Origin of the sequence: Phenylobacterium soli (assembly GCF_003254475.1) — a bacterium.
GTDB lineage: Bacteria > Pseudomonadota > Alphaproteobacteria > Caulobacterales > Caulobacteraceae > Phenylobacterium > Phenylobacterium soli.
Genome location: NZ_QFYQ01000001.1, coordinates 2,838,959 through 2,852,655 on the forward strand (window position 1 = coordinate 2,838,959; position 13,697 = coordinate 2,852,655).

12 protein-coding genes are annotated in these 13,697 nt (G+C 69.9%); 9 read left to right on the top strand and 3 right to left on the bottom strand.

The window, feature by feature from the left end:
* Positions 1–31: 31 nt before the first annotated feature.
* From rnr to rpmG, 4 genes are all read left to right on the top strand, one after another.
* Positions 32–2,374: a ribonuclease R gene (gene rnr, locus DJ017_RS14110; RefSeq protein WP_111529310.1), complete on the top strand. Its 2,343-nt coding sequence runs from the start codon at positions 32–34 to the stop codon at positions 2,372–2,374.
* Positions 2,375–2,457: 83 nt separating this feature from the next.
* Entirely contained in the window at positions 2,458–3,168 is a 711-nt protein-coding gene (locus DJ017_RS14115; RefSeq protein WP_111529311.1) for an NUDIX hydrolase, read from the top strand.
* Positions 3,169–3,209: 41 nt separating this feature from the next.
* A complete protein-coding gene (locus DJ017_RS14120) occupies positions 3,210–4,076 on the top strand; it encodes an SDR family NAD(P)-dependent oxidoreductase (protein ID WP_111529312.1) in 867 nt (288 codons plus the stop codon).
* 114 nt (positions 4,077–4,190) lie between these two features.
* On the top strand, positions 4,191–4,358 hold the full coding sequence (gene rpmG, locus DJ017_RS14125) for a 50S ribosomal protein L33 (RefSeq protein WP_111529313.1): 168 nt from the start codon (positions 4,191–4,193) through the stop codon (positions 4,356–4,358).
* 108 nt (positions 4,359–4,466) lie between these two features.
* Here rpmG and DJ017_RS14130 read toward each other — a convergent pair whose 3' ends face one another.
* A complete protein-coding gene (locus DJ017_RS14130; protein WP_111529314.1) occupies positions 4,467–5,831 on the bottom strand; it encodes a PleD family two-component system response regulator in 1,365 nt (454 codons plus the stop codon).
* 4 nt (positions 5,832–5,835) lie between these two features.
* A complete protein-coding gene (locus DJ017_RS14135; RefSeq protein ID WP_111529315.1) occupies positions 5,836–6,201 on the bottom strand; it encodes a response regulator in 366 nt (121 codons plus the stop codon).
* Between the two features lie 108 nt (positions 6,202–6,309).
* Here DJ017_RS14135 and DJ017_RS14140 point away from each other — a divergent pair, with 108 nt between their 5' ends.
* Positions 6,310–6,975 (top strand): HAD family hydrolase, encoded by a 666-nt coding sequence (locus DJ017_RS14140; protein ID WP_227000150.1) that lies wholly within the window; start codon positions 6,310–6,312, stop codon positions 6,973–6,975.
* Here DJ017_RS14140 and DJ017_RS14145 read toward each other — a convergent pair.
* Positions 6,972–8,480, bottom strand: coding sequence for a hypothetical protein (locus DJ017_RS14145; RefSeq protein WP_111529316.1), 1,509 nt, complete (start codon positions 8,478–8,480; stop codon positions 6,972–6,974). The genes DJ017_RS14140 and DJ017_RS14145 overlap by 4 nt on opposite strands.
* A gap of 117 nt (positions 8,481–8,597) precedes the next feature.
* Between DJ017_RS14145 and DJ017_RS14150 the strand changes: the two genes are divergently transcribed.
* The 4 genes from DJ017_RS14150 (at position 8,598) to clpA (ending at position 13,553) form a co-directional block, all read left to right on the top strand.
* Positions 8,598–9,485: an ROK family protein gene (locus tag DJ017_RS14150; RefSeq protein ID WP_111529317.1), complete on the top strand. Its 888-nt coding sequence runs from the start codon at positions 8,598–8,600 to the stop codon at positions 9,483–9,485.
* The gene (locus DJ017_RS14155; protein WP_111530117.1) at positions 9,482–10,756 is read left to right on the top strand and encodes a DNA polymerase IV; all 1,275 of its coding nucleotides are present in this window, start codon (positions 9,482–9,484) and stop codon (positions 10,754–10,756) included. Before DJ017_RS14150 ends, DJ017_RS14155 begins: the two co-directional genes overlap by 4 nt.
* A gap of 136 nt (positions 10,757–10,892) precedes the next feature.
* Positions 10,893–11,222: an ATP-dependent Clp protease adapter ClpS gene (gene clpS, locus DJ017_RS14160; protein WP_111529318.1), complete on the top strand. Its 330-nt coding sequence runs from the start codon at positions 10,893–10,895 to the stop codon at positions 11,220–11,222.
* A 6-nt stretch (positions 11,223–11,228) separates the two neighbouring features.
* Positions 11,229–13,553 (top strand): ATP-dependent Clp protease ATP-binding subunit ClpA, encoded by a 2,325-nt coding sequence (gene clpA / locus DJ017_RS14165; protein WP_111529319.1) that lies wholly within the window; start codon positions 11,229–11,231, stop codon positions 13,551–13,553.
* The last annotated feature ends 144 nt before the right edge of the window (positions 13,554–13,697 follow it).

Sequence of the window (13,697 nt, forward strand, 5' to 3'; positions counted from 1 at the left end):
CGGCGTTCAAAGGTGCTAGACGTAAGGACACATGGCCAAGCCCCGCGCCCCGAAATCCCGTCCGCCCGCCAAGACGCCCCAGGGCCTTCCCGACAAGGAGACCCTGCTCGCCTACATCCGCGAGCACGGCGAGAGCGACCGGGCCGACCTCGCCCGCGCCTTCGGGCTGAAGGGCGCCGAGCGCCGGGCGCTGCGCGAGATGCTGCGCGAACTGGAAGGCCAAGGCGGCCTTTCCCGCCGCGGCCGCAAGGGCTTCGCCGAGCCCGGCGCCCTGCCCGAGGTGGGCGTCGTCGACGTGGTCGAGCGCGACCCGGACGGCGACCTCCTGGTCCGCCTGACCAAGGGCGAGGACGCGCCGCTCGTGGTGCTGGCCCCCAGCCGCAAGGCCGAGGCCGGCCAGGCCCCGGGCCTCGGCGACCGGCTGCTGGTCCGCTTCGAGCGCCTCGAGGGCGGGGAGTACGAGGCCCGGCTCATCAAGCGCCTGGGCCAGAGCGCCCATCGTCTGCTCGGCGTCATCCGCAAGGCGCGCCGCGAGATCCGCGTCGAGCCGGTGGACCGGCGCTCCAAGGACACCCTCGTCCTCGACCCGTCCGAAGCCGCGGAGCTGAAGGACGGCGACCTCGTCCTCGCCCAGATGAGCGGCCCGGCCGCCCGCTACGGCCCGCATCGCGGCAAGCTGCTGGAGGTGGTCGGCCGCGAGGACGAGCCGCGCGCGGCCTCCCTGATCGCCATCCACGCCCACGGCATCCCCACCGGCTTCTCGCCGGCCGCCGAAGCGGAGGCCGAGGCCGCCGAGCCGCCCACCCTCAAGGGCCGCGAGGACCTGCGCGAGGTCCCCTTCATCACCATCGACCCGGCCGACGCCCGCGACCACGACGACGCGGTCTATGCCGAGCCGGACACCGACGAGAAGAACCCCGGCGGCTGGATCGCCTGGGTGGCCATCGCCGACGTCGCCGCCTACGTCCGCCCCGGCTCCGCCCTCGACCGCGAGGCGCGCGACAAGGGCAACAGCGTCTACTTCCCCGACCGGGTGGAGCCGATGCTGCCCGAGCGCCTGTCCAACGGCCTGTGCTCCCTGCGCGAGGGCGAGAACCGCGCCTGCCTCGCCGTGCGGATGGTGTTCGGCAAGGACGGCCGCAAGCGCTCGCACCGCTTCGTGCGCGGCCTGATGCGCTCGGCCGCCAAGCTCTCCTACGAGCAGGCCCAGGCCGCCATCGAGGGCCAGACCGACGGCAAGACCATGGGGCTCCTCGATCCCATCCTGAAGCCGCTCTGGGAAGCCTACGACTGCCTCAAGACGGGCCGCGACGCCCGCTCGCCCCTGGCCATCGAGAGCCTGGAGCGGAAGATCCACATCGACGAGATGGGCCGCATCGCCTCGATCATCCCGCGCAGCTCCCTGGAGGCCCACCGGCTGATCGAGGAGTTCATGATCCAGGCCAACGTCTGCGCCGCCGAGACGCTTGAGCAGAAGAAGATCCCGCTGATCTACCGGGTCCACGACGAGCCGAGCTTCGAGAAGCTGCAGGCCCTGGTCGACTTCCTGGCCACCCTCGAAATCCCCTGGAGCAAGGGCGAGGCGCCGCGCACCGAACGCTTCAACAAGCTGCTCGGCGAGACCCGCGGCACCCCCCATGCCGAGATCGTCAACGAGGTCGTCCTGCGCACCCAGATGCAGGCGCACTATTCGTCCGAGAACATCGGCCACTACGGGCTCAACCTGGCGAAGTACGCCCACTTCACCTCGCCGATCCGCCGCTACGCCGACCTCATCGTCCACCGCGCCCTGATCACCGCCCTGAAGCTCGGCGACGACGGGCTGACCGAACGCGACGTCGCCACCATGAAGGAGACGGCCGAGCTGATCACCATGGCCGAGCGGCGCGCCATGGCCGCCGAGCGCGACGCCACCGACCGCTACATCGCCGCCTTCCTCGCCGATCGCGTGGGCGCGGAGTTCGACGGCAAGATCACCGGCGTCACCCGGTTCGGCCTCTTCGTGCGCCTGGCCGAGACCGGCGCCGACGGCCTTGTGCCGGTGTCGAGCCTCGGCGGCGAGTACTTCGTCCACGACGATCGCACCCACGCCCTGGTCGGCGAGCGGACCGGCGCGCGCTGGCCGCTGGGCATGGCCGTGCGCGTCCGTCTGCGCGAGGCGACGCCGCTCACCGGCGGCCTCCTCTTCGAGATGCTGAGCGAGCCGGCGCCTGCCGACCGCTCCATGCCCGCCCCGCGGCTCGGCATGCGCGCACGCGGCGACCGGCGCCCCGGTCCCGGCGGCAAAGGTCCCGGCGGCGCGCACCGCCCCGGCAAGCCGGGCCGGCCGAAGAACATCCGCAATGGCCGCAAGCGCGGCGGTCCGAGGAAGTAAGGGCCCACGACAGGCGGCCGTTCGGCCACTTTCCGCGAGGACAGCCTTTCCACCCGGCTCGGCGCGGTCATACAGTTGTTCGCATGAGCGAACCTGAACCCAAGCCCTTCAAGCCGGAAGGGCCCGCGCGCGTCCCCGGGGCCCGCGCCGTCCGCCCGAAGAGCGCCGCCACGGTGATGATCATCCGCCGCGACGGGCCCAAGCCACGCGTGCTGATGGGCAAGCGCCACGGCGGCCACTCCTTCATGCCCGACCGCTGGGTGTTTCCCGGCGGCCGCATCGACCGGGCCGACTACCGCGCCCCCTTCGCCACCGATCTTCGTCACGACGTCTCGGCGGTGTTCGACGCCTATCTGAAGCCCGGCAAGGGCCGCGCCCTGGCGCTCGCCGCCGTGCGCGAGACCTGGGAGGAAGCCGGGCTGCTGCTGGCCAGGCCCGCGCCCCAGCGCCCCGCCGCCGGCCCCTGGCGCGAGTTCATCGAACAGGGCGCCCTGCCCGACCTCGAGGCGCTGGACGTGGTCGCCCGCGCCATCACCCCGCCGGCGGTCGGCAAGCGCTTCGACACCTGGTTCCTGGTGGCCGACGCCGAGCGGCTGATGAGCCTGGACCGGCAGGCCGACTGCGGCGAGCTGGAGGAGATCGCCTGGGTCGACTTCGACGAGGCCCAGGCCCTGCCCCTGCCGCAGGTCACCCGCATGATGATCAAGGAATCGGTGGAGCGGATGCGCGATCCGAACCGGCCGAAGCCCTTCCTCCGCTTCAAGGACGGGGGTATGCGGCCCTCCCATCTGTAGATTTGGCCACCTCTGACCCGCCGCCAGACCCGGAGCGCCGCATGGCCGCCAATCCCAACCTCGCCAAGCTGCCGGCCGTCGGTCCGGGAAAGGTGGCGGTGATCACCGGCGGCGCCAGCGGCATCGGCCTCGCCGCCGCCAAGGCCTTCGCCGAGGCGGGCATGAAGGTGGTCCTCTGCGACCTGCCCGGCGAGCCGCTGCAGGAGGCGGCCTCTGAGGTCTCGCGCCTGTGCGGCCGTCCCGCCGACATCATGGCCGCCGGCTGCGACGTCGCCCACGCCGAGAGCCTGGCGCAGGTGAAGGAGCGCGTGGTCTCCGAGTTCGGCGTCCCTTCGATCCTGATGAACAACGCCGGCATCGGCCTCAACCCCGGCGGCGTCGGCGAGAACCTGCCCGCCTGGCGGCGGCTGATCGACGTGAACTTCTGGGGCGTCGAGCACGGCCTGCAGGCCTTCGTGCCGTGCATGACCGCCGACGACGCGCCGCGGATGATCATCAACACCGGCTCCAAGCAGGGCATCACCACCCCGCCCGGCAACGCCGCCTACAATGTCGCCAAGGCGGCGGTGAAGGCTCTCACCGAAGCCCTCGCCTACGAGCTGCGCCAGAAGGACGGCTGCCGGGTCAGCGCCCACCTGCTGATTCCGGGCTTCACCTTCACCGGCATCACCGGCCGCGCCGAGAAGCCGGCCGCGGCCTGGACCGCCGAACAGGTCGTCGACTTCATGATCGACGCCCTCGCCAGGGGCGACTTCTACATCCTCTGCCCCGACAACGACGTCGACCGCCGCACCGACGAGAAGCGGATGGCCTGGGCGATCGGCGACATCATCGAGAACCGCCCAGCCCTCTCGCGCTGGCATTCGGATTACAAGGACGCCTTCGCCGCCTACATGGCCATGGACTAGCCGGTCACGGAAAGACTTGGCCGGCATTGACTTTGGAGCCGCGATCCGTATTTTCCGCCGCTCTTTCGAACACCCGCCGGCGCTTCGCGCAGCCGGCCCCGCCCGAGGTATCCCATGGCGAAGCCCGCCTCCATCAAGATCCGCCTGAACTCCTCGGCGGACACCGGCTTCTTCTACGTGACCAAGAAGAACGCCCGCACCAAGACCGACAAGCTCGTGCTGAAGAAGTACGACCCAATCGCGCGCAAGCACGTCGAGTTCCGCGAAGGCAAGATCAAGTAAGATCGCCAACTCGCTGATCTGATTTGAGAACGCCCGGCCCAAAGCCGGGCGTTTTTGATTCTCGCCCCCTTACCTCCCCCGCGAAGCGGCGGGAGGGGGAGGATGCCCCTACGCCGCGCGGGCGATGACGCGGTTGCGGCCCTGGGACTTGGCCTCGTACATGGCCGCGTCGGCGCGGCGGAGCATGGCCTGGGGGGTGTCGTCGGCCCCGGCGGTGGCGGCGACGCCGATGGAGATGGTCACGCTGAGCAGTTCCTCGCCGCCGAGGACGCGGAACGGCGAGCCGGCGACGTGCAGGCGGATGCGCTCGGCGATGCGCTGGGCGACGTCCAGCGAGGTGTCGGGCATGACCACCACGAACTCCTCGCCGCCGTAGCGGACCGGCAGGTCGATGGCCCGCACGTTGGATGCCAGCCGCACGGCGAACTCGCGCAGCACCTCGTCGCCGACCTCGTGGCCGAAGCTGTCGTTGATCTTCTTGAAGTGGTCGATGTCGATGACCAGGCAGCCCACCGGCTCGCCGCCGGCCGCGGCGCGCCGCGCCAGGGCTTCCAGCCGGCCCTGCATGTAGCGGCGGTTGTGCAGGCCGGTGAGCTGGTCGGTGACCGCCAGCTCCAGCGACTGGTCGAGGTTGTCGCGCAGGTAGTCGGTGTAGCGCTTGCGGCGGATCTGGGTGCGGGCCCGAGCGGCCAGCTCCTGCGGGTCGATCGGCCGGGCGAGGATGTCGTTCACCCCGATCTCGAGGGCCTTCATCACCTTCGGCCGCTCGTCGAAGTCGACCACGGCGATGACCGGCACGTTGCGGGTCTGCTCGTCCGAGCGGATCTGGGCGGCAAGCCTGAGCCCGTCGAAGCCCCGCGCGGCGGTGTTGAGGATGATCAGGTCCACCGCGCCCTTGGCGGTGAGCAGGGCCTTGTCGGGCTCGGTCTCGACCACCGGCCGGTGCTCGACCGAAAGCTCGGCCGCCACGCGCTGGGCCTGGCGGATATGGTCGTCGACCACCAGGATGCGGCCCCCTGCCCCGCCGAGGCGGACGTGCGCGCCGGCGATCACGCCCATGCGCCGGCCGGAGGCCTCGCGCTCGCGCAGCTCGTCGATCACCGCCTTCAGGCGCGTCAGCGAACGCACCCGGGCGAACAGCATCATGTCGTCGATGGGCTTGGTCAGGAACTCGTCGGCGCCCGACTCGAGCCCGGCGACGCGGTCACCACGGCCGTCGAGGGCGGTGACCAGCACCACCGGGATGTGGCGCGTCTCGGCGTCGTCCTTCAGCCGGCGGCAGACGGAGAAGCCGTCCATGCCGGGCATCATGACGTCGAGCAGGATGATGTCGGGCTTCTCGGCGGCGGCGACGGCGAGCGCGGTCGGCCCGTCGCTGGCGGTCAGCACCTCGTAGTATTCGGAGGCGAGCTTGGCTTCGAGCAGCCGGACGTTGGCCTCGATGTCGTCGACGACGAGGATCCGGGCCGTCATGGCGCTAGTCCAGGAGCCGGCGGATGGTGTCCAAGAAGTGGGAGACCGAGATCGGCTTGGAGATGTAGGCCTCGCAGCCGCCCTCGCGGATGCGCTCCTCGTCCCCCTTCATGGCGAAGGCGGTCACCGCCACCACCGGGATATGGGCCAACTCGTCGTCTTCCTTCAGCCACTTGGTGACCTCGAGTCCCGAGATCTCCGGCAGCTGGATGTCCATGAGGATGAGGTCGGGGCGATGCTCGCGCGCCAACGCAAGCGCCTGCAGACCCTCGCGGGTCTGAAGGGTCTCGTACCCCTGGGCTTCGAGCAGATCATGAAAGAGCTTCATGTTCAGCTCGTTATCCTCGACGATGAGGACCTTCTTGGCCATTCCCGACCCGGCGCTGTTTTGCGGGATGCGGTCTTTCGGCCCACCCCACCTTTCGCGCATTCATCACCGCGATATCCTTAAACTTCGTTAGCCGCGTTCGGAGTCGCCTTGTCCGCTTCCTCTCCCGCCCCCAGCACCGCCCCTTCGCTTCAGACCCTGGGCCTGTCGCGCGAGCGGCCGCTGGTGATCGTCGACGTCGACGAGGTGCTGGGCCTGTTCATGAAGGGCTTCGGCGATTTCCTGGCCGAGCGCGGCTACGACTTCCGAATCGACCGCTTCGCCCTCTTCCAGAACATCTATCCCAGGGGCGGGACCGAGCACCTCGACCTCGCCACCGGCCAGAAGCTGTTCGACGACTTCTTCGCCACCCACTGCGCCGAGATCGAGCCGGTCCCGGGCGCGGCGGCGGCGCTGCAGGGGCTCAACCGGCGGGCCGAGATCCTGATCCTCTCCAACGCCCCGCCCCAGGCCGAGCGGCTGCGCGGCGAGTGGCTGAGGAAGCATGGCCTGCCGCACACCCTGATCCTCAATTCCGGGCCGAAGGGCCCGATCACCCGCGGCATCGTCGCCCAGACGCCGCATCGCACGGCCTTCGTCGACGACCTGTTGCCGAACCTCGATTCGGTGGCCGAGCACGCGCCCGCCACGGCGACCTTCCAGCACGTCGCCGACGAGCGGCTGCGGCCGCTGGCGCCGGCTGCGCCCGAGCGCCACCCGCGCATCGACGACTGGGCCGACCTCGCCGCCGCCATCGAGGCGGCGATCCACGGCTAGGGCTTGGGCTGAGGCTTAGCCTGGGGCGCCGGCCCGGCGGCCTTCGGCAGCGCATCCTCGCGGGCCAGGACCACGGCGTACTTGTCGCCATAGATCTTCTTCCAGCCCGGCCGCTTGGAGACCACCTCGACGACGCCTTCCTTGGGCTGGGTGATCACCCAGGCGATGTCGTACTGCTTGAACAGCTTGTCGATGGTCGCCGCATCGCCCTTGTTGGCCTGGCTGTAGCGCTTGACGTAGGCGTCGCCGTACATGTCGGCGCGGCCGTCGATGAACACCTTCACGCCCTTGAAGATCAGATAGCCGCCGAAGTTGTAGGCGTTGAACACCGGCCGGGCCGCCAGCTCCGGCGGCACGTGGGCCAGCGCGCTGACCGGGGTGATGCCGTCGTCCTTGCGCACGGCCGGGTCGGCGATCCGCCAGCCGGCGAAGCCCAGCGCCAGCACCGCCAGCATGATGCTGCCCGCGCGGGTCATGGCCACGCTGCCCGGCTGGCGGTTGAAGGCGCGCCCGATCGGCTCGGCCAGCAGCAGCGGCATGATCACCGCCACCACCAGCTGGTGACGCTGGTGCTGCAGGGCCATGTGGAAGATGAACAGCATCAGGACCGCGCGGACCAGCGGCACGCGCACGCCCTTGGCGAGGCAGATCAGCAGGGTGACGAGGATCGCGCCCTCGAAGGGCGTGAACTTCGAGAAGTTGGCCGGCTTCCACTCGATGATCTGGTCGAGGGTGCCCATGAACATGATGTCGAAGGGCGCGATCAGGCCGGAGATCCCGTGCGGCGTGGCGAGCGCGGCGAGGATGCAGAGCGCGCCGAAGATCCCCCAGTCGCGGATCACCTTGAGGCGGTCGGCGCCGCGCGCGACCAGGGCCTCCAGGCCGAAGCCGCCGGCCAGGACGAAGCCGAAGACGAAGGAGCCGTGCAGGTTGGCCCAGGCCAGCATGAAGAGCGCGAACCACCAGCGCGGCGCGCGGTGCGCCTCGCGGGCGGCCAGCATCTCGCGGGTCCAGGCGACCAGGATCGGCAGCATCAGCAGGTGCGGCCGGGCCAGCACCGTCGGGGCGATGACGAACAGGGCCAGCGTGAGGGCCACGGCCTGGCCGAGCGGGCCCATCCAGCGGCCGATGCCGCCCGCCAGCAGCCAGGCGGCGAGGCCCAGCGAGGCGGCGAACAGCAGCATCACCCCGGTCCAGCCGCCCGCCATGTAGGCGGCCGCCATGACGATCTCGGCCAGCCATTCGTGGCTCGCCCAGGGCTTGCCAGCCCAGGTGTAGGAGAAGACGTCCGTCTTCAGCACCGCCCGGTGCTCGATCATCCAGCGGCCGGCGGCGATGTGCCAGAAGGTGTCCGGGTCGTTGAACACCGAGCCGGGGATCAGCACCACGGCGAAGGCGAACACCGCGGCGATCACCTGGGCCGGCGACAGGGAGGCGAAGGCGTCTCCCAGCCGCTGCACCCGGCCCTGGACCTGGGCGGCGACGGTCTGGACGGTGGCTGTCATGGGGCCCGAGGATCGGCGACTTGGATGAAGCAAGGCTTTAGCGGGAATCGATCCCCCATAGCGAGCCCCACCAGGACGCGGCTCAGATGAGCCGAACAAATCAGGTATAGGCAGGCGATGATCCGCATCGGCGTGGACTTCGGCGGCACCAAGATCGAGGCGGCGGCGCTGGACGCGCAGGGCCGCTTCCTGGCCCGCGTCCGCGCGCCCTCGCCGAAGGCCTATGACGCGGCGCTGGAGACGGTGCGCGACCTCGTCGCCGAGGCCGAGCGCCAGGCCGGCGCCCGCGCCCCGCGGGTCGGCGTCGGCATCCCCGGCTCGGTCTCGCCGGTCAGCGGCCTGATCCGCAACGCCAACTCCACCCACCTCAACGGCCGGCCGCTCCAGGCCGACCTCGAGGCGGCGCTCGGTCGCCCGGTGCGGCTCGCCAACGACGCCAACTGCTTCGCCCTGTCCGAGGCCACCGACGGCGCCGGCCAGGGGGCGCGGGTGGTGTTCGGCGTCATCCTCGGAACCGGCTGCGGCGGCGGCGTGGTCGTCGACGGCCAGTCCCTCTCTGGGCGCAACGGCGTGGCCGGCGAGTGGGGCCATGCGCCCCTGCCCTGGCCCAAGGCCGACGAGCTGCCGGCCCCGGACTGCTGGTGCGGCCGCCGCGGCTGCCTGGAGCTGTGGGTCTCGGGTTCTGGCCTCGGCCGCAGCTGGAAGCCCGGAGCGGACGGCGCGGCCGTGGTCGCCGCGGCCCAGGCCGGCGAGCCCTCCGCCGTGGCCGCCCTCCGCGCCTACGTCGACCGGCTGGGCCGGGGCCTCGCCCTGGTCTGCGACGTCCTCGACCCGGACGTCATCGTCCTCGGCGGCGGCATGTCCAACCTCGACGCGCTCTACGACCGCCTGCCCGCCGCCATCGCCCCGCACGTCTTCTCCGACGTCTTCGCGACGCCGGTGGTCAAGGCGGCGCACGGCGATTCCTCCGGCGTGCGCGGCGCGGCCTGGCTGTGGCCGACATGAAGGCCTTCTGCCGCGACTGCTTCTGGACGGGCGAGGAGCCGGTCCGGCGCTGCCCGACCTGCGCCAGCCCGCGCATCGTCGCCCACGAGGAGCTCGGCGCCCTCGCCATCGCCCACATGGACTGCGACGCCTTCTACGCCAGCGTCGAGAAGCGCGACCGGCCCGAGCTGCGCGACCGGCCGGTGATCGTCGGCGGCGGCAAGCGCGGGGTGGTCACCACCTGCTGCTACATCGCCCGCATCTCCGGCGTCCGCTCGGCCATGCCGATGTTCAAGGCGCTGAAGGCCTGCCCCGAGGCGGTGGTCATCAAGCCCGACTTCGCCAAGTACAAGGCCGAGAGCCGCCGCATCCTCGGCATGGCCGGCGAGCTCACCCCGCTGATCCAGAACCTCTCCCTCGACGAGGCCTGGATGGACCTCTCGGGCACCGAGCGACTGCATCAGGCCCCGCCGGCCCTGACGCTGGCCCGTCTGCAGGCGCGCATCGAAAGCCAGACCGGCCTCACCGTCTCGATCGGCCTCGCGGCGAACAAGTTCCTGGCCAAGATCGCCTCGGACCTCGACAAGCCGCGCGGCTTCTCGGTGATCGGCGCGGCGGAGGCGCAAGGCTTCCTCGCGCCCCGCAAGGTCGGGATCCTGCCCGGCGTCGGCCCCGCCATGGCGGCGAGCCTGGAGAAGGCCGGCTACCGCACGGTCGGCGACCTCGCCCGCGCCGATCCCAAGGCGCTGGCCGAGCGCTGGGGCGCCCATGGCCTCAGGCTCGCCCAGCTCGCCACCGGCCGCGACAGCCGCCCGGTCAATCCCAACGAGGAGCGCAAGGGGATCAGCGCCGAGACCACCTTCGAGACCGACCTTTCCGCCCTCGCCGATCTCGAGGACAAGCTCGCCCCGCTCTGCGAGAAGGTCGCCCGCCAGGCCCGCGCCGCCGGCCTCGCCGGCCGCGTCGTGACCCTCAAGCTGCGCGCCACCGACTTCAAGATCGTCACCCGCCGGCGGACCATCCCGGTGCCGACCCAGACGGCCAAGACCCTGTTCGCCGTCGGCCGCGAGCTGCTGGCCAGGGAAGCCGGCGGCAAGCCCTGGCGGCTGATCGGCATCGGCGTCGCCGACCTCGTGGAAGCCGGCGCCGTCGAGGCCGACTTCTTTGCCGGCGAGGAGCGGCGGGCCCTCGCCAGCGAGCGCACCATCGATGCGCTGCGCGCCCGATTCGGCGCCGAGGCGGTGACCTCCGGACGCATCCTACGCCTGAAGGGTAATCCGAAAGCCGAGTGAGGCGCCCCCTCGCCGCTTTTTTCCGCAGTTGATCTCAATCAGGGCGCCCGTGACGATTCGGCCCTTCCATCCGGCAAGGTTTTCCATATCTAATTGACGAGGGCGGCGAGTTCGACGACGCCAGGAGAACCGTTCGATGGCCGAACGCAAACAAGGTGATCAGGCCACGGGCGTTCGAACGGCGGTGGTCACTCAGACCAAGCCGAAGACGCAGAAACCCTCAATGTACCGGGTTCTGCTCTTGAACGACGACTACACTCCTATGGAATTTGTAGTCTATGTACTTGAGCAGTTCTTCAACAAGTCGCGCGAAGACGCGACTCGCATCATGCTGCATGTGCATCAACACGGGGTCGGTGTGTGCGGCGTGTACACTTACGAGGTGGCGGAAACAAAAGTCGCGCAGGTCGTTGATACGGCCAGGCGGCACCAGCATCCGCTGCAGTGCACCATGGAAAAGGATTAGAGGCTCTTGCCTTCATTCTCGCGCCAGCTCGAAGAGTCCCTTCACCGCGCAGTCGCCTACGCCAACCAGCGCAAGCACGAATACGCTACGCTCGAACACCTGCTGCTAAGCCTCGTCGACGACGAGGACGCGGCCTCCGTGATGCGGGCCTGCGACGTTGATCTGGCCTCCCTTCGGACGACCCTCACCAACTATGTGGACAACGAGCTCCGCTCGCTCGTGGTGGACGACGGCGAGGACGCCAAGCCCACCGCCGGCTTCCAGCGGGTGATCCAGCGGGCCGTCATCCACGTCCAGTCCTCCGGCCGCGAGGAGGTCTCCGGCGCCAATGTGCTGGTGGCCATCTTCTCCGAGCGCGAGAGCCACGCCGCCTACTTCCTGCAGGAGCAGGACATGACGCGGTACGACGCGGTGAACTACATCGCGCACGGCATCGCCAAGAAGGCCGGCGCCGCCGAGGCCAAGCCCGTCAAGGGCGCCGAGGACGACGAGAAGCCCACCGTCAAGACCGGCGGCGAGGCGCTCGAGGCCTACTGCATCAACCTCAACGAGAAGGCCAAGCAGGGGAAGGTCGATCCGCTGATCGGCCGCGCCAACGAGGTCGAGCGCTGCATCCAGATCCTCTGCCGGCGGACCAAGAATAACCCGCTGCTGGTGGGCGACCCCGGCGTCGGCAAGACCGCCATCGCCGAGGGCCTGGCCCGCAAGATCGTCAACAAGCAGGTGCCCGACGTCCTCGCCGGCGCCACCATCTTCTCGCTCGACATGGGCGCGCTGCTGGCCGGCACCCGCTACCGCGGCGACTTCGAGGAGCGCGTGAAGCAGGTCGTCAAGGAGCTGGAGAACCACCCCGACGCGGTGCTGTTCATCGACGAGATCCACACGGTGATCGGCGCGGGCGCCACGAGCGGCGGGGCGATGGACGCCTCCAACCTGCTCAAGCCGGCGCTGGCCTCGGGCTCCCTGCGGTGCATGGGCTCGACGACCTACAAGGAATTCCGCCAGCACTTCGAGAAGGACCGGGCCCTCGTCCGGCGCTTCCAGAAGATCGACGTCAACGAGCCCACGATCGAGGACACCATCAAGATCCTCAAGGGCCTGAAGACCTACTACGAGGAGTTCCACAAGCTCCGCTACACCAACGACGCCATCAAGGCGGCGGTGGAGCTGTCGGCCAAGTACATCACCGACCGCAAGCTGCCCGACAAGGCGATCGACATCATCGACGAGGCCGGCGCCTCGCAGATGCTGCTGCCCGAGGGCAAGCGGAAGAAGACCATCGGCCTGAAGGAAGTGGAGGCGGTGGTCGCCAAGATCGCCCGCATCCCGCCGAAGTCGGTCTCCAAGTCCGACACCGAGGCGCTCAAGCAGCTCGAGAGCGACCTCAAGCGCGCGGTCTACGGCCAGGACGACGCCATCGAGCAGCTCAGCGCGGCCATGAAGATGGCCCGGGCCGGCCTGCGCGACGCCAACAAGCCGATCGGCTGCTACCTCTTCTCGGGCCCCACCGGCACCGGCAAGACCGAGACCGCCCGTCAGCTCGCCGCGACGCTGGGCATCGAGCTCCTGCGCTTCGACATGAGCGAGTACATGGAGCGCCACACGGTCAGCCGTCTGATCGGCGCCCCTCCCGGCTATGTGGGCTTCGACCAGGGCGGCCTGCTCACTGACGCGGTGGACCAGCACCCGCACGCCGTGGTCCTGCTCGACGAGATCGAGAAGGCCCACCCGGACGTCTACAACATCCTCCTGCAGGTGATGGACAACGGGCAGCTGACCGACAGCAACGGCAAGAAGATCGACTTCCGCAACGTGGTCCTCATCATGACCACCAACGCCGGCGCCACCGACGCCCAGCGCAACGCCATCGGCTTCGGCCGCGGCAAGCAGGACGACGAGGCCGAGGAAGCGATCAAGCGGGTCTTCACGCCGGAGTTCCGCAACCGTCTGGACGCGGTCGTGGCCTTCAAGGGCCTCAGCCCCGAGATCATCCGCCAGGTGGTGCAGAAGTTCGTCATGCAGCTGGAAGCCCAGCTCGCCGACCGCCACGTCACCATCGAGACCTCGGACGAGGCCGCCGACTGGCTGGCCAAGAACGGCTTCGACGAGCTCTACGGCGCCCGTCCCCTCGCCCGCGTCATCCAGGAGCACATCAAGAAGCCCCTGGCCGACGAGATCCTCTTCGGGCGCCTCGTCAAGGGCGGCCACGTCCAGGTGGTGCTCAAGGACGGCAAGCTGGCCTTCGAGATCGAAGGCGCCGAACGCCAACCCGGCGCCCCGATCGTCGAGAACCCCGCCGCCGACGCCGAGCCGGAGGCCGTGGAGCCGTAGGGCGCCTTACGGAGAGCTGAGACAGTCAGAAGGCCCGGGGGAAACCCCGGGCCTTTTGCGTGCGGGGGGCTGTGGCGGCGGAGGAAGGGCGGGAGGTGACTCATTGCCGACCCTCGATAGGTCCGCCGAGGGAAAGAGGGCTGA

Bases quoted from the DNA above. Each gene is read 5' to 3' on its own strand.
- DJ017_RS14135 (WP_111529315.1), bottom strand. From the start codon at position 6,201: ATGGCCAAGAAGGTCCTCATCGTCGAGGATAACGAGCTGAACATGAAG.
- DJ017_RS14155 (WP_111530117.1), top strand. From the start codon at position 9,482: ATGAAGGCCTTCTGCCGCGACTGCTTCTGGACGGGCGAGGAGCCGGTC.
- rpmG (WP_111529313.1), top strand. From the start codon at position 4,191: ATGGCGAAGCCCGCCTCCATCAAGATCCGCCTGAACTCCTCGGCGGAC.
- DJ017_RS14145 (WP_111529316.1), bottom strand. From the start codon at position 8,480: ATGACAGCCACCGTCCAGACCGTCGCCGCCCAGGTCCAGGGCCGGGTG.
- DJ017_RS14120 (WP_111529312.1), top strand. From the start codon at position 3,210: ATGGCCGCCAATCCCAACCTCGCCAAGCTGCCGGCCGTCGGTCCGGGA.
- DJ017_RS14115 (WP_111529311.1), top strand. From the start codon at position 2,458: ATGAGCGAACCTGAACCCAAGCCCTTCAAGCCGGAAGGGCCCGCGCGC.
- clpS (WP_111529318.1), top strand. From the start codon at position 10,893: ATGGCCGAACGCAAACAAGGTGATCAGGCCACGGGCGTTCGAACGGCG.
- DJ017_RS14130 (WP_111529314.1), bottom strand. From the start codon at position 5,831: ATGACGGCCCGGATCCTCGTCGTCGACGACATCGAGGCCAACGTCCGG.
- DJ017_RS14150 (WP_111529317.1), top strand. From the start codon at position 8,598: ATGATCCGCATCGGCGTGGACTTCGGCGGCACCAAGATCGAGGCGGCG.
- rnr (WP_111529310.1), top strand. From the start codon at position 32: ATGGCCAAGCCCCGCGCCCCGAAATCCCGTCCGCCCGCCAAGACGCCC.